The 21,448-nt window shown below is 45.4% G+C and carries 23 protein-coding genes; 11 read left to right on the forward strand and 12 right to left on the reverse strand.

The annotated features are described in order from the left end of the window. Positions 1–11 precede the first annotated feature (11 nt). The 5 genes from AC6R0S_RS05490 to AC6R0S_RS05510 all read right to left on the reverse strand — a co-directional run bounded on the left by AC6R0S_RS05490 (position 12) and on the right by AC6R0S_RS05510 (position 4,996). Positions 12–626, reverse strand: a complete 615-nt coding sequence (locus tag AC6R0S_RS05490) for a response regulator (RefSeq protein ID WP_487902300.1) — start codon at positions 624–626, stop codon at positions 12–14. Between the two features lie 166 nt (positions 627–792). Continuing rightward, positions 793–1,293, reverse strand: a complete 501-nt coding sequence (locus AC6R0S_RS05495; RefSeq protein ID WP_500630729.1) for an RNA-binding S4 domain-containing protein — start codon at positions 1,291–1,293, stop codon at positions 793–795. Between the two features lie 89 nt (positions 1,294–1,382). Then, the gene (gene cueR, locus AC6R0S_RS05500) at positions 1,383–1,769 is read right to left on the reverse strand and encodes a Cu(I)-responsive transcriptional regulator (protein WP_500637411.1); all 387 of its coding nucleotides are present in this window, start codon (positions 1,767–1,769) and stop codon (positions 1,383–1,385) included. Between the two features lie 166 nt (positions 1,770–1,935). Further along, positions 1,936–3,018: a porin gene (locus AC6R0S_RS05505; protein WP_500637412.1), complete on the reverse strand. Its 1,083-nt coding sequence runs from the start codon at positions 3,016–3,018 to the stop codon at positions 1,936–1,938. Between the two features lie 364 nt (positions 3,019–3,382). Next, positions 3,383–4,996 carry a putative bifunctional diguanylate cyclase/phosphodiesterase gene (locus AC6R0S_RS05510; protein WP_500637413.1) on the reverse strand — a complete coding sequence of 538 codons (1,614 nt, stop codon included), beginning with the start codon at positions 4,994–4,996 and terminating at the stop codon, positions 3,383–3,385. A 376-nt stretch (positions 4,997–5,372) separates the two neighbouring features. Between AC6R0S_RS05510 and AC6R0S_RS05515 the strand changes: the two genes are divergently transcribed. Next, on the forward strand, positions 5,373–6,566 hold the full coding sequence (locus AC6R0S_RS05515) for an acetate/propionate family kinase (protein ID WP_500637414.1): 1,194 nt from the start codon (positions 5,373–5,375) through the stop codon (positions 6,564–6,566). A 400-nt stretch (positions 6,567–6,966) separates the two neighbouring features. On the opposite strand, the gene tyrS is transcribed toward AC6R0S_RS05515, so the two are convergent. After that, positions 6,967–8,223, reverse strand: coding sequence for a tyrosine--tRNA ligase (gene tyrS, locus AC6R0S_RS05520; RefSeq protein WP_500630733.1), 1,257 nt, complete (start codon positions 8,221–8,223; stop codon positions 6,967–6,969). Positions 8,224–8,304: 81 nt separating this feature from the next. Next, entirely contained in the window at positions 8,305–9,126 is an 822-nt protein-coding gene (locus AC6R0S_RS05525) for a LuxR C-terminal-related transcriptional regulator (protein WP_500630734.1), read from the reverse strand. A gap of 607 nt (positions 9,127–9,733) precedes the next feature. Between AC6R0S_RS05525 and AC6R0S_RS05530 the strand changes: the two genes are divergently transcribed. The 5 genes from AC6R0S_RS05530 to AC6R0S_RS05550 all read left to right on the forward strand — a co-directional run bounded on the left by AC6R0S_RS05530 (position 9,734) and on the right by AC6R0S_RS05550 (position 13,124). Further along, on the forward strand, positions 9,734–10,072 hold the full coding sequence (locus AC6R0S_RS05530) for a metalloregulator ArsR/SmtB family transcription factor (protein ID WP_285357904.1): 339 nt from the start codon (positions 9,734–9,736) through the stop codon (positions 10,070–10,072). A gap of 45 nt (positions 10,073–10,117) precedes the next feature. Then, complete coding sequence (gene arsB / locus AC6R0S_RS05535; RefSeq protein ID WP_500637415.1) at positions 10,118–11,182, forward strand: ACR3 family arsenite efflux transporter; 1,065 nt, start codon at positions 10,118–10,120, stop codon at positions 11,180–11,182. Further along, positions 11,175–11,741: a sigma-70 family RNA polymerase sigma factor gene (locus AC6R0S_RS05540; RefSeq protein ID WP_500637416.1), complete on the forward strand. Its 567-nt coding sequence runs from the start codon at positions 11,175–11,177 to the stop codon at positions 11,739–11,741. Before arsB ends, AC6R0S_RS05540 begins: the two co-directional genes overlap by 8 nt. Positions 11,742–11,873: 132 nt before the next feature. Then, positions 11,874–12,878 (forward strand): permease, encoded by a 1,005-nt coding sequence (locus AC6R0S_RS05545; protein ID WP_500629546.1) that lies wholly within the window; start codon positions 11,874–11,876, stop codon positions 12,876–12,878. A gap of 9 nt (positions 12,879–12,887) precedes the next feature. Next, positions 12,888–13,124 carry a thioredoxin family protein gene (locus tag AC6R0S_RS05550; protein WP_161441081.1) on the forward strand — a complete coding sequence of 79 codons (237 nt, stop codon included), beginning with the start codon at positions 12,888–12,890 and terminating at the stop codon, positions 13,122–13,124. A 113-nt stretch (positions 13,125–13,237) separates the two neighbouring features. On the opposite strand, the gene phoU is transcribed toward AC6R0S_RS05550, so the two are convergent. The 5 genes from phoU to AC6R0S_RS05575 form a co-directional block, all read right to left on the reverse strand. Continuing rightward, positions 13,238–13,885 (reverse strand): phosphate signaling complex protein PhoU, encoded by a 648-nt coding sequence (phoU, locus tag AC6R0S_RS05555; RefSeq protein WP_500637417.1) that lies wholly within the window; start codon positions 13,883–13,885, stop codon positions 13,238–13,240. Between the two features lie 9 nt (positions 13,886–13,894). Next, on the reverse strand, positions 13,895–14,659 hold the full coding sequence (gene pstB / locus AC6R0S_RS05560) for a phosphate ABC transporter ATP-binding protein PstB (protein ID WP_500637439.1): 765 nt from the start codon (positions 14,657–14,659) through the stop codon (positions 13,895–13,897). 110 nt (positions 14,660–14,769) lie between these two features. Then, positions 14,770–15,690: a phosphate ABC transporter permease PstA gene (pstA, locus tag AC6R0S_RS05565; RefSeq protein ID WP_500626703.1), complete on the reverse strand. Its 921-nt coding sequence runs from the start codon at positions 15,688–15,690 to the stop codon at positions 14,770–14,772. Further along, positions 15,690–16,622 carry a phosphate ABC transporter permease subunit PstC gene (gene pstC, locus AC6R0S_RS05570; protein ID WP_102969023.1) on the reverse strand — a complete coding sequence of 311 codons (933 nt, stop codon included), beginning with the start codon at positions 16,620–16,622 and terminating at the stop codon, positions 15,690–15,692. The genes pstA and pstC overlap by 1 nt, the downstream gene beginning before the upstream one ends. Before the next feature lie 70 nt (positions 16,623–16,692). Next, on the reverse strand, positions 16,693–17,685 hold the full coding sequence (locus tag AC6R0S_RS05575; RefSeq protein WP_500637418.1) for a PstS family phosphate ABC transporter substrate-binding protein: 993 nt from the start codon (positions 17,683–17,685) through the stop codon (positions 16,693–16,695). Positions 17,686–17,857: 172 nt separating this feature from the next. Here AC6R0S_RS05575 and AC6R0S_RS05580 point away from each other — a divergent pair, with 172 nt between their 5' ends. From AC6R0S_RS05580 to arsJ, 5 genes are all read left to right on the forward strand, one after another. Beyond that, positions 17,858–18,229 (forward strand): hypothetical protein, encoded by a 372-nt coding sequence (locus AC6R0S_RS05580; protein WP_500637419.1) that lies wholly within the window; start codon positions 17,858–17,860, stop codon positions 18,227–18,229. A 76-nt stretch (positions 18,230–18,305) separates the two neighbouring features. After that, positions 18,306–18,647 (forward strand): metalloregulator ArsR/SmtB family transcription factor, encoded by a 342-nt coding sequence (locus AC6R0S_RS05585; protein ID WP_500626700.1) that lies wholly within the window; start codon positions 18,306–18,308, stop codon positions 18,645–18,647. Positions 18,648–18,658: 11 nt separating this feature from the next. Continuing rightward, positions 18,659–19,660, forward strand: coding sequence for an ArsJ-associated glyceraldehyde-3-phosphate dehydrogenase (locus AC6R0S_RS05590; RefSeq protein ID WP_500630740.1), 1,002 nt, complete (start codon positions 18,659–18,661; stop codon positions 19,658–19,660). 12 nt (positions 19,661–19,672) lie between these two features. Further along, positions 19,673–20,170, forward strand: a complete 498-nt coding sequence (locus AC6R0S_RS05595; protein WP_500637420.1) for a cyclin-dependent kinase inhibitor 3 family protein — start codon at positions 19,673–19,675, stop codon at positions 20,168–20,170. A gap of 49 nt (positions 20,171–20,219) precedes the next feature. After that, positions 20,220–21,446, forward strand: coding sequence for an organoarsenical effux MFS transporter ArsJ (arsJ, locus tag AC6R0S_RS05600; protein ID WP_500637440.1), 1,227 nt, complete (start codon positions 20,220–20,222; stop codon positions 21,444–21,446). Positions 21,447–21,448 lie beyond the last annotated feature (2 nt).

A 21,448-nucleotide genomic window follows, 5' to 3' on the forward strand; every position in this document is an offset into this window, starting at 1 on the left:
ATCTATCGTACTTAGGCGGCGAGCTGACTTTGCAGACGAGTCAACTCGATGATGGACTCAACTTGGTATTTATCGAGAATGCGGGTCTTATAGGTGCTGATGGTTTTCGAGCTCAAAGAGAGCAGCTCAGAAATCCGCTTGTTCGAGTAGCCTTGAATCAAGTAGTTGAGAACGATGGTTTCTCGACTTGAAAGCGCCGGATGTTTTGCACTTTGCTCAGCGTCTTGCTTGAAAACCAAGTAGCCACGCACCACGCTATTGATCGATTCGGCAATGGTGGTGGTCGATTCTGTTTTTAACACAAACCCATTGGCGCCAATTTTATGCGCAGTATCGGAATAGAGTGGGTGATGGTGGCCTGAGACAAAAACAATTTTGCCTGTGTAACCGCGAGCTCGGGCGCGGCGCACAAATTCAAAACCGTCAGAGTTGTCGAGTTCAACATCAAGCACCACCAAATGACAGGGGTGTTGACGCAAATATTGCAGTGCGCTGAGTGATGAGCTGGTCGCTTCCACCTGCGCATTCGGAAAAAGTGTCTCAATGACCTGAGTAAGGGCTTCTTGAAACATGGGCTGACGGTCGATGATGAGTGTGGTAAACGGTGTGTTGAGCTGTGCGTTCATCTTTCTTTTATCTCTCTTATTGATTTACGTGAAACGCATCCATGCACTAATCGATGGCGTTAATGTAATCCAAATCTGAAAGACGGTGTGGAAAAGAGGAATTTCCGTTTCGGAAAGTCAGTCAGCGGCATGTCAACGGGGTCAACATGCCGACCATATTAATCTCTTAGAAGAAGTCGATCGACTTACGTCCGCCACTTTTGCTTGGTGTTGGCTTATCGGGTGTCGATGATGTTTGTGCGCTCGCTGGTTCGGGCTTGTGCGAAGGGCTCTGCTCAGGCGCCCGAGTCGAGGCTACGGACTTCTCTTCCTCAAGTTCCAGTGCGCTTGGCTGCGTGGCATCCACCGGATTCTCGATGTCGTGCTCTTCGCCAGTGTCATCAGCGTAGTAGTAGTCGTTGACACCGCTGCTTTCACCATCGGCACAAATGATGATGTAGTACTGCTGGTTGAACTCAATCAAATCGCCGTCCATGATCTTACGGCGTTTGCGCGTTTCTATTTCACCATTCACCGCGACATAGCCTTCAGAGATAATGTGCTTGGCTTCACCGCCACCACTGACGAGATTGGCGATTTTAAAGATCTTATAAAGCTCAATAGGTTGCGAGTCGATTTCAATACCGATCGCTTCAATTTCAATCTCTTCTGACTCATACTCAGACATAACGGGTTCTCACAAATCCTGATGCTAAACGTTTCTTGCATTACTATAATCGTGCCGCGCAGTGTACTGGCATCGACCAAAGATGCAATCTATTGCGTTAAATCTTTAATGATCGGGCACTCACTACTTGCATCGCCTGGGCAAGCGGCGACCCACTCTTTGAGCTGCTTTTCAATCTCTTGCAACTGGCGAAGCTTGTTTTGCACTTCATCCAGTTTGACTTGTGCTCTGGCTTTCACTTCACTGCTTTTACGCTGCGGGTTGTGCGCCAGTTGGACGAACTCCTTACATTCTTGCAAAGAGAAACCGGCGTTTTTGGCTCTCGAGATTAAGTTCAGCTCTTGAACCTGTTGCTCGCCATACTCCCGATAGCCGGAATCACTGCGACTTGGCGGGGTAATGAGGCCTTTTTCCTCATACAGGCGGATAGACTTGCTGGATAGGCCAGTCAGTTCTGCGACGCTGCCAATGTTCATGCGCTCTCCTTTCGTCTTATGTTTGGCTATGTTGTACTACGAAATGATCGCTGATGCACTTATCTAGTGCCCAAAATATCTTGGGCCCAAAACGAAAAAGCTCACCCCGAAAGGGGTGAGCATAGCTAGCAATATTCGCCAGCAAGGACAGTCGTTTACCTAGAACTTATAGGTAGATACGTGCGCCGATAACCCACATGTCGTTAGTATCAACTTTCACGTTTTGTGGCTTGTCGTTTAGGTCGAACTGGTAAGCAGTGTAACCTACGAAGTTTGGCTTGAAGTTGTATTCAACTTGTAGAGCCATCTCTTCACGAGTTGTTTCTTTAGCATCACCTTTCTGGAACTTACCTTCAACCATTTCGTAGTTGATGCTGAAGTTTAGGCTGTTTGGAAGTGCGTATGCTGCTAGGAATTCGTATGCCGTGCTTTCTTCCATTAGAAGACTAGATTTCACAGAACCAGTTTTTCCACCCACACTGTTCATGTTTTCATTTGAAGCGTAAACACCAGCAACGTATAGGCCTTTACCGTATGAACCGTAAGCTGCAGATACTACGTGAGATGTAGCATCGTCCTTACCAAAGCCAGATGCTGTGTTCTTGATTTCGCCAGTGTTGTAAGCGTAGCCAAGTTTAGCTCCCATGATCGAGTATGCTACTGTAGCTTGTACGCGGTCTTTTAGATCGAAAGTTAAACCAGCCGGACCTACGTTAGCTAAATCTTTTGCTTGTTGACCTTGCCATGCGAAACCGAAGTCTAGTGCGCCTGCATCACCTAGTTCAACACCGTTGCGGTAAGAGATCATGTTTTCGCCACGACCTGTACCAAATGCACCGTGGTTGTCGTAGATAAAGTCGTTAGCAAACGCGATTGGCATATCTGCTACGCCCGCTACGTCGTAGTAAGGTGCCCACTGAGTACCTGCTACTGCACGGCCGAAATCTTCATGAGTGAGACCAACGTAACCAAGACGAGTTGTGAAAGTGTTGTCACCGCCGTCTAGGTAGTTCAGTTGCCATTCGCCGCGAGCGTCAGCTGTGAAGCCGTTGCCTAGGTCTTGAGTAGCGGTGAAGTTGATGCGTGGAGAGTTCGAGCCAACGCCAGTGTCGCCTTGCTCAGAACCGTTTAGGTTAACTGATACGTGACCGCCAACGGCGAAAGTCGTGCCGTCGTTGTTGTAAAGCTCAACCGCCATTGCTGTTGAAGAAAGAGAGGCAATGGCTACTGCAAGAATCGTTTTTTTCATCATAAAGTCCATATTGAATCAGCCCATTCGATAAACGTAACGAAATGAGCGGGTTATCACGTTTGATTACGTGGGATGCACTTTATCTTGAAAGTTCGATGAAGCTCTCAAAAACATGATAAAACGTTAGAGATTTAAAATAACAAACAAAAACATAAGGTTACTGATTATGTTTTGTGTTTTTATATTTTTTATTGGTTATTTTTAGAGTGTTTTTAGGTGAAGGTGAATATGGTGGGTTTTGTGCTTTTTTGCTCCTATATGGGTCATGAATGAGTGGGTGCGAAATTTTACCTTTAGCTAACTGGTTGTACCTGTCAATTTCTACAAACATAACCTTTTGAACGGTGGTTTGAGCCCCTTGTTAGAGGCTATGGGATTGAGTGAGTGGGGCCGCTGTCTGAGTCGTGTGGTCATGAGTCCAACGAATGGCTTGATCAAGCGCCATGGCTGGGCTGTAGTAATAACCTTGGATATAGTCGCAGCCATAGCCTTTCAGTGTGCGAAGCACCGATTGATCTTCTACACCCTCAGCGACCACGGTATACCCTAAGCCGTGCGCCAAAGTGATGGCGTTGGCGACAATAGAGTCGTTGCGATCATTGGTGTCCAGTTGATATAAAAAAGAGCGGTCGATTTTGATTTGATCGACGGGCAAATCACGCAATAAAGAGAGAGAAGAGTAGCCGGTACCAAAGTCATCCAAGCTGATTTTGAACCCTAACGCCCGAATCGAAGAGAGCAGTTTCTCTGGACTGTGCAAACGGTTGATGGCGGTACTTTCCGTTATTTCCAGTACGATGTAATCGGTAATCGCTGGGTGTTCGTCAACCAATTCACGCAGTTGATTGACCAAACCTTGGCCCATCAAATCTTTGGCGGACAGGTTAATGTGAATAGGATAATGAATGCCACTTTGCTGAAATTGCGCAATATCCTGCGTCACTCGTTTTAGCACCCAATTGGTGATTGAAACGATTTTGTGGCTCTGCTCGGCAATAGGGATAAAGTCGACGGGGCTAATCACCGTACCGTCATCTTTTATCCAGCGAATCAGGGCTTCATAACCACACACCGCCTCTTTTTTACTATTGATGATCGGCTGATAGAAAATTTGGAACTCGTTGGTTTCGAGTGCCGCATCAATCTGACGTGAGATCTGTAGCTTTTGTTTCGCCCCTTGGTACATGCGCTCATCATAATGGGCAATGAGGCTGCCGTTATTTTTCGCCCAATACATCGCCATATCAGCGGATTTCATCAGCGCTTCGGCGCTCAGCCCATGATCGGGAAAGCGGCTAATGCCAATCGCCGCGCTGCTTGTCAGCTCAAACCCTTCGAGCAGAAAGGGTTGGCTCAACGCTTTGTTGATCTTCTTGGCCAATTTAAGCCCTTCTGTTCGATGCTCTAGCTTGGCAATCACCGCAAATTCATCACCACCAAGACGCGCCAACATCGCATCTTGACCCATCAAGGCACTCAATCTGTGACCGATTTGAATCAAGAGTTGATCACCACAAAAATGGCCCATGCCGTCATTGACTTGTTTGAAGTTGACAATATCGAGCAGCAGAAACTGAAAAGTGCGCCCGTTGACAATGTACTCATCTAAGGCGTCGATGCAGTATTTGCGGTTGGGCAACCCGGTGAGCGAGTCATACAGTGAGTTGTATTTCTCTTGCTCGGCTAAATCCTTTAGGCGAGAAATACTGCTTAAGCTAAAACGCGTCACCATAAAGACGAACACACTACCGGCAAAAAGAATGCTGCTGAGTGCAAACATCACATGACCGACATCACTGTCATTAAGCAAAATAAGGAAAATGGCACTGTAGCCAGCGATAAAAAGAAAGATCAGTAATGTCAGCAACCGCCAACCAATGTAGCGAGTGTTGTTGCAGATCTCACGCGCGGTCGCAAGGCTAGCGGCGAGTAGGAGAATGCCAAGGGCAATAAAGCTTATCGCAATGGTTGACACATTTATCTCTCATCAGCGGATTAACAGCAAAGTAGGGCAGCTTCACGGGTACGCAATTGACTGAACACTGCTTTTTAAAGTGTAGGCATGTTCTCGCGGGAATACCAAACGGCGTCTCATCCGACGTTTGCAACATTTAGGGTTTACGCTTGCCTTTTGTCAGATAAGAACACTCTATAGAGCCTAAAGTCGGTGACAATTTGTATTAATTTTTAGCTAAGAAAAAATTCAGACTTTGCGGCAGATCAATAAATTTTATCTGATTTGTTTAATGTTGATAAAATTAGTTGAAAGATTAAAAAAATATTGAATAATGATTTTAAGTAGATGAAGCAGACGGCTTTCCCCACTCACGTTGAAACAGGAACTCTCCCCCATGTCTAATTCGTACGTTCTAGTGATTAACTCTGGCAGTTCTTCACTAAAATTCGCAGTGATTGATTCTGCCACTGGTGACGCAATCGTTTCCGGTTTGGGTGAATGCTTTGGAATGCCCGAAGCGACCATCAGTTGGAAGTTTAATGGCGAGAAAATAGAAGAAGCGATTGACGCGCCAGACAACCATCATCAGCATGCAATTAAACGTATTGTATTACTCATTGAGTCGCTAGGTCTGGACAAGGATTTGGTCGCTGTGGGTCACCGCATTGTTCATGGTGGCGAGAAATTCACCTCAACGGTTCGTATCGATGCTAACGTGCTGGCAGAGATCGAAAACCTTTCTGATCTTGCTCCACTGCACAACCCTGCTGGCGCGAAAGGCATCAAAGCGGCGATGGACGCTTTCCCGGCACTGCCACAGTTTGCCGTGTTCGATACTGCTTTCCACCAAACCATGCCACAAAAAGCGTTTACAGGCGCAATTTCCAACGAACTGTACAAACAATACGGTATTCGTCGCTACGGCTTCCACGGTACGAGTCACTACTTCGTTAGCCGTGAAGCGGCAAAAATGCTGGATAAACCCGTCGAGTCGTGCAGCTTCATCACCGTTCACCTGGGTAACGGCGCGTCTGTGTGTGCCATCAAAGATGGTCAATCAGTCGATACCTCAATGGGCTTCACTCCGCTAGCGGGCCTTATGATGGGTACACGTTCCGGTGACCTAGACCCAGGTATCATCGAGTTCTTGATGAAAAAAGGTTGGACCCAAGAGCAAGTTTTTGAAACGCTGAACAAGAAATCAGGTTTCTTGGGCGTATCGGGTGTGACTTCTGACGCGCGCGGTATTCTTCAAGCAATGGAAGAGGGCCACGAAGGCGCGAAATTGGCATTCGAGGTATTCACTTACCGCGTCGCCAAATACATTGGCTCATACCTGATCCCACTCGATCGCCTAGATGCGGTCATTTTCACCGGTGGTATCGGTGAAAATGCGCTGGATATCCGCCGCGAGATCTTAAACAACCTAGGTCTACTTGGCTTTGTCGAAGATGTGAAGGGTAACGAAGACGCACGCTTTGGCAACGCGGGTATCATTGGTAAGTCTGAGCTGCTTAACGCGCTCGCCCTAGTGATTCCAACTAACGAAGAATTTGTGATTGCCCAACAGTCGGTTGAGTTGCTTTAATTTGATTTAAAATCAAATAGATAGAAGCGAGCCTTGTGCTCGCTTTTTTTGTTATCATATGTTGGATAGACCATCGCAAAGCAGCGCATGACGGTACCTCCATTACTCGCTCTATTGACTTCTGTAGTTCATTTTGTGCCCTTAAGTCTGCAAGGTTCGTGTTGACTTGTTTTTGCCCCTATCTGTGTTGCGAGCGTTTAGCTACTCGGTTCTCTAAAGCGTAATTTGATATACTCTTCCTTATGCCTAGATCTCCAACTAAATTTGCTAATCCACTATAAACTGCTGTGCAATATTAGACCTGCAAATATCACTAAATTATCAGCGTCATCATTTTGCCATTGCAATGTTCAATGGCAAATAATGATTTGAGGTACGGTGTGACCCTAACTGAAGTGTGTTAACCCACTATACGTCTCACCAAGTAAAAGTGCTTTTTACCGCGTTGAAGTAACCAGTACTGGTCGAACAGCGGGAAGTTCAAGTTTGGGTTTTCTGCATCAACTTTCTCGCCATTCACACTGATGGCGTTGCTGCCAATCAGTTCACGGGCAATGCGTTTTGATTTGGCTAAGCCTGACTCAACCAGAAGCTCTAACAAGTCTCGCTCAGCACTTTGCATATTGGGCAAGCCATCGAGTTCCAACTGTTTTAGCTCGCTCAAACTTAGCTGCTGTACATTGCCGCTAAATAGCGCTTGAGTGATTCGCTCTGCACTTGCTAAGCCTTCTTCACCGTGGACAAAACGCGTCATTTGCTCAGCTAGGATACGCTGTGCTTGTGGTTTGCCTTTGCTCTCTTTGTCTTGTGCTTCAATTGCAGCAATCTCATCGCAACTCAAAAAGGTATAGTAGCGCAGGAAGTGGTAAACATCGGCATCTTCCGCAGATAACCAGAATTGGTAGAAAGCGTAAGGCGAGGTCTTACTTGGATCTAACCACACTGCGCCACCTTCGGTTTTACCAAATTTAGTGCCGTCAGATTTGGTGATCAAAGGTAAGGTTAGACCGAAGACCTGCTCACCATTTTGACGGCGAGTAAGGTCAATGCCGCTAACAATGTTGCCCCATTGGTCATTGCCACCGATTTGTAGGCGGCAGCCGTACTGACGGTTTAGTTCTGCGAAGTCGTAAGATTGCAGCAGTGCGTAACTGAACTCGGTAAATGAGATGCCTTGATCTGGACGTTGTAAACGTAGCTTCACCGACTCTCGGCTGATCATGGTATTTACGGAAAAATGCTTACCTACGTCGCGGAAGAAGTCGATCACGTTAATCTTCTTCACCCAATCTGCGTTATTTACCATGATCATTGGCTTGCTGACTTGGTTATTAATCAACTGTTGAATTTGATTCGACAGATCTTGTACCCAGCCCGTTACGGTTTCTTCTGAGTTTAAGCTCCGCTCAGTGGCTTTAAAGCTCGGGTCACCGATCATACCCGTTGCACCACCAATCAGAGCAATGGCTTGATGTCCAGCGTCTTGAAAGCGCTTGAGCATAATTAGTGGTACAAGGTGGCCAATGTGCAGGCTACCTGCGGTTGGATCGAAACCGCAGTACAAGGTTTGTGGCGTAGAAAGCAGTTGTTGAACTTGGTCTAAATCGCTCGCTTGGGCAATCAAGCCGCGAGCTTGTAAATCTTCAATCAGTGTCATCGTCTTATCTTTATCTGGTTTGGTTGTATTCAGATTAAAAGGCGATGCGGAATCGAGATATATCCCTAAAGGGACAGTTTGTTATCTTGATTGAGTGATCAGGTGGTTAAGAAACAGCTGAAAGAACTCGCTCAACGACGCCACATTCAGTTGTGCGTAGATGCGTTTACGGTGGTTCTTAACGGTGCCCTCAGCCACATCTAGCTGCGTTGCAATCTCTTTGCTGTCATAGCCTTGCGCGATCAATGCCGCGATTTCTTGTTCTCGATTAGTGAGGACGGTTTGGCCAAACGATGCCAGTGCGGATTCAATCGCGGCACGCATTTGTCCTGAATAGACGTTAGGGCTGAAGACTGGTTCGGCGAGTGTAAACTCGGTTTGTTTCCAGTGCTGTTGGCACAAAGACTGAATAATCGCGAAGTAAGATTTGAGCTTGGTGACTTGAGCCTTGGTGAAGCGCTTATCGTCCTGCATAAAACCGAAGTAGAGCATCACCCAACGTGTCGGCTCGATTTCGATCAGCATACTAAGTTCATCCTTCCAGCCCGTTTGATGGTAAAACTGCTCACAGTAGACTTGGTAATCGAGATCGTTGCGCGCGACGTCTTTACCTACGACATCTTTGAGCGTGAAGATGCCTTGCTCTTTGTTGGCGTTAAGCTTCTGGTAAAACGGGTCGTTTTGAAAAGAGGTGGTGAGATAACGCTGGAACAAAAGCTCGCGTTCATTTTCAATCGAATCATACAAGTAGATAGGGTGTTTGCCTTCGCGGTAGCCGAGGATCACCGCGCAATCAAAACTCAATAACGAAGCAATAACGCGCATCAGTTTAGGCGTAAAGCTTGGTGAGTTAAGAGCAGAAATTGTCTCTGCAAGTTGAGTGTTGAATGCGTCGTTAGGCATGGGGATTCGCGAGTCAATAAAGATTGGGATAAGCATAACGCAACAGGCTGTTACCCCAAAGTTATCTGTATTGGACAATTGAATTTGGCCCCCTTCATGTCATTCTGAGTGTATGGTTGCAATACTTGAGGTAATCCAAAAAATTAGAGTGTGTTATGGTTCGTAACGCGTTTATGTCCAAATCCCTGTTAGTAGGTGCGATACTAATAGAAACCCAACCAACGAAGAATTTGTGATCGCCCAATAGTCGGTTGGATTGCTTTAATTACATTTAAAATCAAAAAGATAGAAGCGGGCTTTGTGCTCGCTTTTTTTGTGCTCATATGTTGGATAGACCATCGCAAAGCAGCGCATGACGGCACCTCCATTACTCGCTCTATTGACTTCTGTAGTTCATTTTATGTCCTTAAGTCTGCAAGGTTCGTGTTGACTTGTTTTGCCTCATTCCAATTTGGTCTCAATATTAAGACGCTAATTTCTCATAGTTATCGACTTACTTTTCCTAATCTAACTTATCTCTCAGAAGCACTGTTTAATTGGAAAATTGACATATATGAAAGATAAGATATATGATATTTCATATGTTTTATGGCATTGAATGGTTCCTATGTTTGATCCAATCCTTCTTTACAAAGCACTTTCTGAAGAAACTCGGCTTAAGTCTCTGCTGTTGATGCAGAAGCAAGGCGAGTTGTGTGTCTGTGATCTCATGGAAGCGCTAAATCTCAGTCAACCCAAAGTCTCTCGGCATCTTGCCGAATTGCGAAAACACGAGCTTGTTCTGGATGAGCGACGTGGTAAGTGGGTTTACTACCAAATCAACCCCGTGTTAGCTCCTTGGGTCAAGCAAGTGCTGGAGATCACCCTTAAGCATAATTTGACATTTATCGAGTCAGAGTTGCAGTTCATCAAAGGCAAATCATGTACGAATGTTGTGAACGAATAATGCTCTATTCCGTTGGTTTATCAATTTTAAATGAAAGAGGTTTGTATGAGTAATGTCTCAAGCTGTGTCGAAACCAGCGCATCTGAAAAAATGAGTTTTCTTGATCGATACTTAACCGTATGGATTTTTCTTGCAATGGCAGTTGGTGTCGGGATTGGCGTGTTATTTCCTCAAGTCGCTCAGTGGAACGAAAGCCTATCTGTTGGTTCAACCAATATCCCACTTGCTATTGGCCTCATCTTAATGATGTACCCGCCATTGGCGAAAGTGAACTATAGCCTTTTAGGTGAGGTAACTCGTGATAAACGCGCGATAACGCTTTCTTTAGTGATGAACTGGCTCGTGGGACCGATTTTGATGTTCATCTTGGCCATCATTTTCTTACGTGATCAACCTGGCTATATGGTGGGACTTATTCTGATTGGCCTTGCTCGATGCATCGCAATGGTGTTGGTTTGGAATGACATCAGCGGCGGAAACAAAGAGTACGGAGCAACCTTAGTTGCCTTAAATAGCGCGTTTCAGATTGTCACGTACAGTTTTATGGCATGGCTGTTTATTACTGTTTTACCCCCTTACTTTGGTCTTGAAAGTTTCGTTGTTGACATCACTATCTGGGATATTGCACAAAGCGTCTTAATTTATTTAGGCATCCCTTTCTTAGCAGGGTTCCTAAGCCGTAAGCTATTGGTCTCAGCAAAAGGTGAACAGTGGTATAACGAAGTCTTCATCCCTCGTATTTCGCCAATTACCCTGATTGCGCTTTTGGCAACCATCGTTTTGATGTTTAGCCTGAAAGGTGAAATGATCATTGAGTTACCGATGGATGTATTCCGTATTGCAGTACCACTTATCATCTATTTTATGGTGATGTTTTTTGTGAGCTTTTACATTGGGAAGCGTATGGGTATTCCTTACGACCAAAATGCATCCATCGCCTTTACTTCATCTGGTAACAACTTCGAGCTAGCTATCGCCGTATCAATCGCTGTATTTGGATTAAACTCTGACCAAGCATTTGCGGGTGTGATTGGACCTTTGGTAGAGGTGCCTGTCTTAATCGCGTTGGTTAACGTCGCCTTGAGAATGAAGCGTAAATATTATGCCTAAGAGCAGTATTTCGAAACAAACTTCAGCAGTGCCATGTCTCATTGAGACATGGCATCTTTCCGAGTCCGAGCTTTACTACTGGTTGCTTAAGCAAACAGGTGATCCTGAGCTGAGCTTTGATTTACTACAAGATACCTTCTTGAAGGCGTTAAAGCAGAAGCAAGCGTTTTGCGATATTCAAAACCAAAGAGCGTGGCTATATCGGGTAGCGCGGAATATGCTCATTGATAAGCAACGTAAGGCGAATCAAGAACAAGTTCAGGATCTGAGAGATAATGAGCCGATATGGGAAAAACATGAACTTCCCGCCGTCGATAGCCTTGCGCAATGTCTACCTAAAGCGCTATCAAAACTGACTGCGTCTGAAAGCGAAATTATCAAACAGTGTGACCTACAAGGTCTTACTCAAGAGCAGTTTTCCGAGCAAAATGGACTCACTTTAGTGGCAACCAAATCACGTATTCAGCGTGCTAGACAAAAACTCAAACACGTTTTGCAAACGCAATGTCATATACGTTTCGGCGAACAACAGCGTGTTTGTTGCTTTTTTCGAGAATAGATCGTTTCTTGAATCTAATTAAGTATCAGAGCACCCCTGTAAAATAAATATTCATAAAATTCTTTGCATCCTTTCGGCACCGACTTCGTCTTAGTCACAAAAGAAATAAATAACGAGGTTGAAGGAGCCGATATGTTTGAAGTCTTTACCCATCTTGCTGATTGGATGACCTACCAGTTATTTGCTATGCAGCAAGGTACTAAGCTGGCAGATACTATTCATTTTTTTATAGAAGACACTAGTAAAATCATGGCGTTGCTGGTCGTCATGATTTATGTCATTGCTTTGTTCCGCGCTTCTTTAAATGTTGAAAAAGTACGACACTATCTTGCGGGAAAGCGCCGTCTTTTTGGCTATGTGACGGGGAGTGTTTTCGGGGCGATCACCCCATTCTGCTCATGTTCAAGCATTCCCGTTTTTCTTGGCTTTACCTCCGCAGGTATCCCACTTGGGATCACCATGGCATTTTTGATTACCTCGCCATTGATCAATGAAATCGCAGTATTGCTTCTGTTTAGCCTACTTGGGTGGAAATTCACCATCATGTACGTCCTGATTGGAATGCTTATCGGGATGTTGAGTGGCTGGTTGCTGGATCTGATAGGAGCAGAGCGTTGGTTACAGCCATTTGCAGCAAAAGCCATGCAGAAAGCCCAAGCCCAACAGCATACTCAGGGAAATCTGAACGTTAGTAACGAAGAGTCTGCAATCACGCTTTTGTATCGACATCAGTTCGCCAAACAAGAAATGGTTGAAATCATCGGTCGGGTTTGGAAATGGGTGTTTATTGGCGTGGGTATAGGTGCAGGCTTACATGGTTTTGTACCTGATGGCTGGATAGAAGCCCACTTAGGCGCAGGTCAGTGGTGGTCGGTTCCAGCTTCAGTCTTAATTGGTATCCCTTTGTATTCCAATGCCACGGGGGTGATTCCTATCATGGAGAGTTTACTGAGAAATGGTCTTCCCATTGGTACGACATTAGCGTTTTGTATGAGCACTGTCGCTGCAAGTGTCCCTGAATTTGTCATGCTAAAACAAGTGATGCAATGGCGCTTACTGGGACTTCTTTTTAGTCTACTGCTGACAGCATTTACTGTTATGGGGTGGATATTTAACTTACTGTTCTGGCAATTTTAGGAGATAAACATGAAAGCATTTAAAGTACTAGGGTCAGGTTGTGCCAACTGCGTTAATACCGCGAAACTGATTGAGAAAGTTGCGGCAGAGCAAGGCGTTGATGTTTCGGTTGAAAAAGTAACCGACCTTGAAACGATCATGAATTATGGCGTGATGTCTACACCAGGCGTTGTCATGGATGAAGAAGTGGTTCACGCAGGTGGGATCCCAAGCTCCGAGAGCGTGATTAATTGGTTATCTCGTTAACACAATATGAATGATAAAAGCCTTCCGTAAGGAAGGCTTTAGAAACAGGCGATAGATAATTGGTAGCTACTGATAGAACCATTAAACTTTCGTGACTCTCATAAAGTGCGCTTTTAAGCGCCATTCACCATAAACTGTACATCTGTGGCTATGTCACTGATATGATCGCCAGCTCGCTCTAGCCCTTTCGCAATGAACAACAGTTCAACCAGTTGTTGAGATGAAGTGTTTTGCTGGTTAAAGCCCTGAATGAGTAGTGTGTATACATCTCGATAATAGGCATCGAGCGTATCATCGCCTTCCCAGACAACATTCGCCTGAGTGGCATTTTTAGTATTGTATGCCTCAATGACACTACGCAGCATTGTCACTAGGTGTAAATGCATCTGGTGGAATATCTCATTAAGTTCATCAGGAATAACTTGCTTGAATTGACTCGATTTTACCGCCATCGATTTTGCATAATCACCGACACGTTCTAACCTGGGTGCGATGCGCATTGATGAGAGAATAAAGCGCAGGTCATCGGCTACGGCATGTTGACGAGCTAATACTCTGGCCCCATGTTGCTCGATGTTACTCAAGCACTGGTTGGCGATAAGGTCTTGAGCAACAATGTTATCGGCTAGCTCAGTATTAGGTTTATCAAAGACATCAATCGCTTGCTCGAACTCTTTTAACACAATGCTGGCGAGTTCATTGAGTTCGGTTTTTATCTGTTCTAAGTCACGATCAAATTTCTTTAGTGTATGATTTTCCATTTTATCTTCCTAACCAAAACGGCCTGTGATGTAGTCGCGAGTCTTCTCTTTTGCTGGTGACGTGAACAAGGTATCTGTTGGCGCAAATTCGACCATTTCGCCCATATGCATATAAGCGGTATAGTGAGAGATACGCGCTGCTTGTTGCATGTTGTGCGTTACCATGACTACCGTAGTCTCTTTGTGCAAGTCGCTCAGTAGGTCTTCAATCTTGGCTGTTGCGATCGGATCTAATGCCGATGTCGGCTCATCCAGTAGCAACAAATCTGGCTTTGGCGCTAATGCTCGCGCGATACAAAGGCGTTGTTGTTGCCCTCCAGATAACCCATAGGCAGAGGTGTGAAGTCTGTCTTTGACTTCATCCCAAATCGCTGCACCTCGTAGCGACTCTTCTGCACGAGCATCAAGCTCGGCTTTGTTACTGACACCGCGAATACGCAGCCCAGCCACCACATTTTCATAAATGCTTTTCGGGAAAGGGTTGGGCTTTTGGAACACCATGCCGACCGTTAAACGGACTAAGCCAGGATCCATATCAATCAGATTGTGAGCACCAGGATGCAACAGGATTTCTCCTTCATAGCGATTGCCTGGATAGAGGTCATGCATTCGGTTAAAGCTGCGCAACAGTGTACTCTTGCCGCAGCCAGATGGGCCAATCAATGCGGTGATCTTTTTATCCGCAATCGGTAAATTGACATTGTGCAAAGCATGAACCTTACCGCCGTACCAGAAATTGAGGTTTTTGACTTCTGCACGAAGCGTCTCTTTCATTGAGGAAGCAGCCGATATCGTTGAACTGCGTTTCACGCTGTCTTGCTCGGTTGCCGCTGATTGGCTAGAGAAAGTTGAAATGGTTTGTGTCGTCATTGTTTGGTTCTCTCTTACTTCAGGTTACGACGCAGTCGGTATCGGATATAAATGGCAATACCATTCATCAATATTGTCATCGCCATGAGCACAACACCTGTCGCAGCAGCGTTAATGTGGAACTCCGCTTGGGGGCGGGACACCCAGTTAAATAGCTGGATAGGCATCAAAGTGAACGGGCTGGACAACCACTCAAAATTGATAAATGGGAACTCACTTTGGAAAGGTGAACTGGGCAAAAAGGCAATAAAGGTTAGCGCACCAATGGTAATAACAGGTGCTGCTTCACCAATAGCACGAGCCAATCCAACTATCGTGCCAGTTAAAATACCAGGTCTTGCAGCGGGCAATATGTACATGCGCACAGTTTGCCATTGGTCAGCTCCCAGACCATAAGCGGCTTCACGTAGCTCCTGAGGAATGCTGCGAATCGATTCTCGTGTCGATACGATGATGACAGGAAGGATCAGTAGCGCGAGGACTAAGCCCGCCGTAATGATGCTTTCCCCTAAACCAAAACCATAAATAAACAAGCCCAAAGCAAGTAAGCCATAGATAATGGAAGGCACGCCCGCTAAGTTACTGACGTTGATTTCAATGATATTAGTCAGCCAGTTCTTTGGCGCATACTCTTCAAGATACAACCCTGCGGCGACCCCAAAGGGGATGGCGATACAAGCCGTCACCAACATCACAAGACTGGTGCCAACCCATGCAGATAAAATACCCGCACGCTCTGGGTGTCGTGAAGGGAAGTTGGTATAAAAGTCAGCGTCAAAAAGACGAGGAAAACCAGAATAAATCAGCTCGGCAAAAACACTGACCAGCAGTGACATCGCAGTAAGTAGGATAATGATCCCAATCGTTGCTACGGTGAGATCGGCTTGTTTATTTTTACGGACGATTTGGTCGAGAGTTAAAGTGGTGTTCTGCATTAGTAAACCTCTCTGAATCGACGGCGTAGGTAGAAACCGAGGATGTTAAAAATCAGAGTGATGATGAAAAGTACTAAGCCTGCGGCAAAGACAGACTGATAGGCAATCGTGCCATGAGGTAAATCTCCCATCGCCATCTGTACGATGAATGATGTGATGGTGGCAGCACCTTCGGTTGGGTCAAAACCAAATCGTGGGTTTTGACCCGCTGCAATCGCTACAACCATAGTTTCACCAACCGCACGTGACATACCTAGAATACAAGCGGCAGTAATGCCAGATAAGGCAGCAGGTATCACGATATGTGTTGCAACACGAAAGCGAGAATAGCCCAATGCATAGCCTGCCTCTCTTAAGTGCATAGGCACAGAGCGCATCGCATCCTCACTCACTGAGGCCGTATACGGTAGGATCATTATCCCCATCACAATACCTGGCGCTAACAAGTTAAAACCTGACAGGCTTGGAATGAAAGTTTGCAGTAGCGGCGTAACAAAAAGTAGCGCAAAGAAGCCATAAACAACCGTTGGTACGCCTTCTAAAAGCTCCAAGAAAGGTTTAACCACTTCTCGTACTCGGTTGCTGGCGTACTCACTCAGATAAATGGCAAGGCCAATCCCTGCAGGAATGGCGACACCAAGAGCGATACCAGCCACGGTGAGTGTTGCTGAGACTAACGTCATCACACCAAAGTGCGCATTAGCAAACATCGGTGTCCACTGAGTGTCAGTGAGAAAATCGAGAATCGATACATGCTGAAAAAAGGGTAATGATTCTGAAACCAGCACATACACAATACCCACTGTAACAAAAATGGAAGCCAGAGCCGCAGCCAGAAGAAGGTAACGGCTCACCACATTCCAAAATGCACGTCGCTTTAAAAAGGCTTCAGAGACCAAGAGGCTTGAAGAACTGGATTGAGTAGTATTCATATTCATTGCCTGCGTAAAGAGAACAAGGAGGGCAGCAAAGCTTCCCTCCATGAATCAATACAATAATGACTTACTTAGGAGTACGAGCTAACAGCTCTTCAATACCGACACCGACTTCGGCTCCGTGGAAAACAGAACCCGTACGACGTTGCTTAAAGTTTTGTTGCGCTAACTGGTAGGCTTTGTCAGGTAGTGGGACATAGCCAACTTCTTTTACCAGCTCAGGAGCATGTGAAGTATCCATATAGAAGTCTACGAAACGCTCAACGTGCGCTTTTTCATCGGCTGATTTTTTATTCACGTAGATGAAAATTGGACGAGAGAGTGGTTGGTAAGTTGCATTCTTCGCATTTTCAACACTTGGCGCTACAGGTTGACTCCCTTTCCAACTAATTGGTGCGGCTTTTAGTTTGTCTTTGTTTTCTTCATAGTAAGCCAAACCAAAGAAACCCAGTGCATCAACGTCATTAGAGACCCCTTGTACGATGATGTTGTCGTCTTCGCTGGCGGTGAAATCGCCACGGCTAGACTTGCCTTCAACAATCGCTTCAAGGAAGTAATCATAAGTACCAGAGTCCGTACCAGGACCAAAAAGTTTAAGTGGTCGATTAGGGAAAGCAGGATTCATTTGCTTCCATGTCATAACCTTACCTTGAGCCGCTGGTTCCCAAGCCTTTTTCAGATCTTCGACGTTCAGGTGTTTAACCCAATCATTTTTCGGGTTGATAACCACAGTCAGCGCATCAAGTGCTGCTGGTAGTTCGATAAACTCAATGCCGTTTTCAGCACACAGCTTGCGCTCAGAATCCTTAATTGGTCGAGAGGCATTCGAAATGTCCGTTTCACCGCGACAGAACTTTTTAAAACCACCGCCAGTACCAGAAATACCAACGGTGACCATGGTTTTACCTTTCTCTGCAATCTGAAACTCTTCAGCCATCGCCTCAGTAATAGGGAAAACTGTACTAGAGCCATCAATTTTAACCAGATCACGAGCGAATGCGCCTTGACTAGCTGCGAGTAACGTCGCGCCAACTAAGGCTGCTGACAAAGTATGTTTCATGACTTATCTCCATGTTTTGCGTCATTGATAACTTCGATGGTTACGTTACTACTCATTTGTGACGCTTTTGTGTCTGTTTATTTAAATATGCATGTATCCATATGTACGAACCTAAAAATATACTGTATGTTTTTACAACTGTGGAATCTTACTTATTGATGAGAATGCCAGAATGGATAAGAGAACTGTACATTTCATTAGCTACCCAACCTCCGATCTGGCTTGTATTGCTGCGCAGCTTCTTTTTAGTCGTTCTAGTGATCGATATCACATCAGCTATGAAAGGTTGCCCAACGAAGAAGACTGCGGCGATACGCTGGATTGCTTTGGATATTTTGGTTATCTCTTTTTAGATGCCTCGGCTGAGATAGAGCCTGGCTATGACTATGTCATTGACATCAACTACGCGATGCATCGAGTTGGACGGCGTAGAGAGGCATATCAAAAAAACCTTTATTGGGAAGTGACTTGTAATCAAAATGCAATGGAAGAACTACAGAATCACATTAGCTATTTCTCCTCTCGTTGCGATGTCATCCTGTAACGTTCCTGCATTTTTTGTTGACAGATCTTATATATAAAATAATATATACGCATATACATATACCGCAGGACTGAGCATGTTACCTCACCAGTTTTTTAAATTAATTTCAGATGAAACGCGGGTTCGTTGCTTGTTGATGATTGCCCGTGAAGAAAAGGTCTGTGTCGGGGAACTGACAGAAGCCCTTAACGAAAGCCAGCCCAAAATTTCTCGCCACCTTGCATTGCTACGTTCAAGTGGTGTGGTGGTTGATACCCGTCAGGGGCAATGGGTTTTTTACCGCTTATCGGACCAGCTTCCTGGTTGGATGAGAAAACAGATCCAAGGGCTAGTTGACTCTAACTGCCTAAAAGCAGAATACCAGCAAGATATTCAACGCTTATCCGAGATGAAGTCTCGTCCAGAATGTTGTGTTTAAAGGAAAATAAGATGTCTATCAAAGTAGGAATTAATGGATTCGGTCGTATTGGACGTTTAGCGCTGAGAGCGTCGTTTGATTGGCCTGAAATCGAGTTCGTTCAGATTAACGATGTGGCAGGTGATGCGGCAACCTTAGCTCACCTGCTTGAGTTTGACTCAGTGCAAGGTCGCTGGCACCACGAAGTGGCGAGTGAAGGTAACGCCATCATCATCAACGGTAAAAGCATTGCTACCTCACAAGAGAAAGCCATCGATGCGGTAGATTGGTCAGGTTGTGACGTGGTGATTGAAGCAACGGGTAAGCACCGTAAATCTGAGTACTTAAATCTGTATCTGGCACAAGGTGTTAAACGTGTGGTGGTTTCCGCCCCAGTAAAAGAGGATGGGATTGCTAACATTGTTGTTGGTGTTAACGACCACATTTTTGACCCAGAAAAACACCAGATTGTGACCGCTGCCTCTTGTACCACAAACTGCATTGCACCTGTGGTGAAAGTGATTCATGAGAAGCTCGGTATTGAGCAGTCGTCATTTACAACGATCCACGACCTCACTAACACCCAAACTATTCTCGATGCTCCGCATAAAGACCTGCGCCGTGCGCGTGCTTGTGGTATGAGTTTGATCCCAACAACTACAGGTTCTGCGAAAGCGATTATCGAAATTTTCCCTGAACTTAAAGGAAAAATTGATGGTCATGCAGTGCGCGTGCCGTTAGCTAACGCCTCTTTAACCGACATTATTTTTGATGTTAAGCGTGACACTACGGCTGAAGAGGTTAACGACTTACTTAAAGAAGCGTCGCAGAATGAACTGAAAGGCATACTTGGTTTCGAAGAACGCCCTCTTGTCTCTATTGATTACAAAGGGGACCAACGTTCAACGATTGTCGATGCGCTTTCAACTATGGTGGTTGGCAAGCGTATGGTTAAAATCTATGCGTGGTATGACAACGAAATGGGTTACGCAACACGTACCGCAGAACTTGTTCGTAAAGTCGGCCTAGCATAAGGAAGCAAACAAATGACACATCCTACGTGGGAACTGCCTGTTGAAGACAATAACGCAGCGTTAGTACTAACTCCTTGCCCTGGCACTAAAAAAGCGTCGTTAAGTGACAGTATTGATCAACTCAAATCTCAAGGTGTAACTGTCGTTGTTACAGCACTGAGCACTCATGAAATGCAAGAAAAAGGCGTTGGCGATCTGCCTAATATTGTCGAAAAAGCAGGTTTGCAATGGTTTCACACACCGATAGAAGATGACTGTGCTCCAGGTGAAGATTTTCAGGCTCGCTGGAAACATATAGCCCCTTCGCTACACAAAGCTATAGAACATGGCGAAAAGATAGCGATGCATTGCATGGGGGGATCGGGACGGACAGGTTTGCTTGCTGCCCATCTTTTGCTAGAGAAAGGTTGGGATCTGCAAGAAATCATCACCCATGTCCAGTCGTTAAGACCTGGCGCATTTACCAAAGATGTACAAGTTGAGTACATCCACCAATTTGCTAATCAGTAAAAGCCTTAAAGAGCTGCCTAAGGCGGCTCTTTTTTTAAAGAGAGTAAATATGTTGTCGAAGCTCAACCAAAATGTCCGCCAGTACATGTTGGTCACATTTAACTATTGGAATTTCACCGTTACCGATGGCGCACTACGTATGTTGGTGGTGCTCTATTTTTATGACTTGGGGTATTCAACCTTAGAGATCGCCTCCCTGTTTCTTTTTTATGAATTCTTTGGCGTTGTCACGAACCTCATCGGTGGCTGGCTAGGTGCTCGTCTTGGTTTGAACCGAACGATGAATATTGGCTTGGGAATGCAAATCATCGCTCTTTCAATGCTGGCCGTTCCTGCAAGTTGGCTCTCAATTCCATGGGTCATGGCTGCACAAGCCTTGTCAGGTATTGCCAAAGATCTAAACAAGATGAGCGCGAAAAGCTCCATCAAAACCTTGGTGCCAGAGAATGCACAAGGAGCATTGTATAAGTGGATTGCCATACTTACAGGCTCTAAAAACGCGCTAAAAGGTGCAGGATTTTTCTTAGGTGGTGCGTTGTTATCGATGATTGGCTTCCAATATGCGGTAGCTTCGATGGCGGGTGTTCTTTTACTGGTCTTTATCGGAAGTGTGATTAGCCTTAAATCCGATCTTGGCAAAGCGAAAAATAAACCTAAGTTCTCTGAAATTTTTTCCAAATCGAGCAGCGTGAACATTCTATCTGCTGCTCGTATGTTTTTGTTCGGTGCGCGTGACGTTTGGTTTGTGATTGCACTGCCTATTTATTTGGGATCTGTATTTGGATGGGATCATAGCGCCGTAGGTGGATTCTTGGCTATTTGGGTTATCGGTTACGGTATCATTCAAGGGATTGCACCAAAGATCACAGGCAGTAAGTCGGGGCATGCGCCTGATGGTAAAGCCGCGATAGTGTGGGCGCTGATATTGTCTATTGTGACTGGCGTGATTGCTTATAGTATTCAGCAACAATGGCACCCAGAAGTGGTGATTGTCGTTGGACTGATGATCTTTGGCGCTGTGTTTGCGGTTAACTCATCTTTACACTCGTACCTAATAGTCAGCTATGCCAAGGGCGATGGTGTTTCTCTGGATGTCGGTTTCTACTACATGGCAAACGCAATGGGACGTTTGATAGGGACGGTTCTATCTGGATGGGTGTTCCAAATGTGGGGCTTCTCAGCCTGTCTATGGGTATCCTTTGCCTTCTTAGCATTAACGACCATTATTTCGTTTTGGCTGCCTATAGGTACAAATCAAAAACTGGCTCAGCAATAAAT

It is taken from the genome of Vibrio sp. R15-SG3-ISO1B (genome assembly GCF_059833835.1).

Coding starts and splice junctions, on each gene's coding strand:
- AC6R0S_RS05490 (WP_487902300.1), bottom strand. CDS start 626: ATGAACGCACAGCTCAACACACCGTTTACCACACTCATCATCGACCGT.
- AC6R0S_RS05495 (WP_500630729.1), bottom strand. CDS start 1,293: ATGTCTGAGTATGAGTCAGAAGAGATTGAAATTGAAGCGATCGGTATT.
- cueR (WP_500637411.1), bottom strand. CDS start 1,769: ATGAACATTGGCAGCGTCGCAGAACTGACTGGCCTATCCAGCAAGTCT.
- AC6R0S_RS05505 (WP_500637412.1), bottom strand. CDS start 3,018: ATGAAAAAAACGATTCTTGCAGTAGCCATTGCCTCTCTTTCTTCAACA.
- AC6R0S_RS05515 (WP_500637414.1), top strand. CDS start 5,373: ATGTCTAATTCGTACGTTCTAGTGATTAACTCTGGCAGTTCTTCACTA.
- tyrS (WP_500630733.1), bottom strand. CDS start 8,223: ATGACACTGATTGAAGATTTACAAGCTCGCGGCTTGATTGCCCAAGCG.
- AC6R0S_RS05525 (WP_500630734.1), bottom strand. CDS start 9,126: ATGCCTAACGACGCATTCAACACTCAACTTGCAGAGACAATTTCTGCT.
- AC6R0S_RS05530 (WP_285357904.1), top strand. CDS start 9,734: ATGTTTGATCCAATCCTTCTTTACAAAGCACTTTCTGAAGAAACTCGG.
- arsB (WP_500637415.1), top strand. CDS start 10,118: ATGAGTAATGTCTCAAGCTGTGTCGAAACCAGCGCATCTGAAAAAATG.
- AC6R0S_RS05540 (WP_500637416.1), top strand. CDS start 11,175: ATGCCTAAGAGCAGTATTTCGAAACAAACTTCAGCAGTGCCATGTCTC.
- AC6R0S_RS05545 (WP_500629546.1), top strand. CDS start 11,874: ATGTTTGAAGTCTTTACCCATCTTGCTGATTGGATGACCTACCAGTTA.
- AC6R0S_RS05550 (WP_161441081.1), top strand. CDS start 12,888: ATGAAAGCATTTAAAGTACTAGGGTCAGGTTGTGCCAACTGCGTTAAT.
- phoU (WP_500637417.1), bottom strand. CDS start 13,885: ATGGAAAATCATACACTAAAGAAATTTGATCGTGACTTAGAACAGATA.
- pstB (WP_500637439.1), bottom strand. CDS start 14,659: ATGAAAGAGACGCTTCGTGCAGAAGTCAAAAACCTCAATTTCTGGTAC.
- pstA (WP_500626703.1), bottom strand. CDS start 15,690: ATGCAGAACACCACTTTAACTCTCGACCAAATCGTCCGTAAAAATAAA.
- pstC (WP_102969023.1), bottom strand. CDS start 16,622: ATGAATACTACTCAATCCAGTTCTTCAAGCCTCTTGGTCTCTGAAGCC.
- AC6R0S_RS05575 (WP_500637418.1), bottom strand. CDS start 17,685: ATGAAACATACTTTGTCAGCAGCCTTAGTTGGCGCGACGTTACTCGCA.
- AC6R0S_RS05580 (WP_500637419.1), top strand. CDS start 17,858: ATGGATAAGAGAACTGTACATTTCATTAGCTACCCAACCTCCGATCTG.
- AC6R0S_RS05585 (WP_500626700.1), top strand. CDS start 18,306: ATGTTACCTCACCAGTTTTTTAAATTAATTTCAGATGAAACGCGGGTT.
- AC6R0S_RS05590 (WP_500630740.1), top strand. CDS start 18,659: ATGTCTATCAAAGTAGGAATTAATGGATTCGGTCGTATTGGACGTTTA.
- AC6R0S_RS05595 (WP_500637420.1), top strand. CDS start 19,673: ATGACACATCCTACGTGGGAACTGCCTGTTGAAGACAATAACGCAGCG.
- arsJ (WP_500637440.1), top strand. CDS start 20,220: ATGTTGTCGAAGCTCAACCAAAATGTCCGCCAGTACATGTTGGTCACA.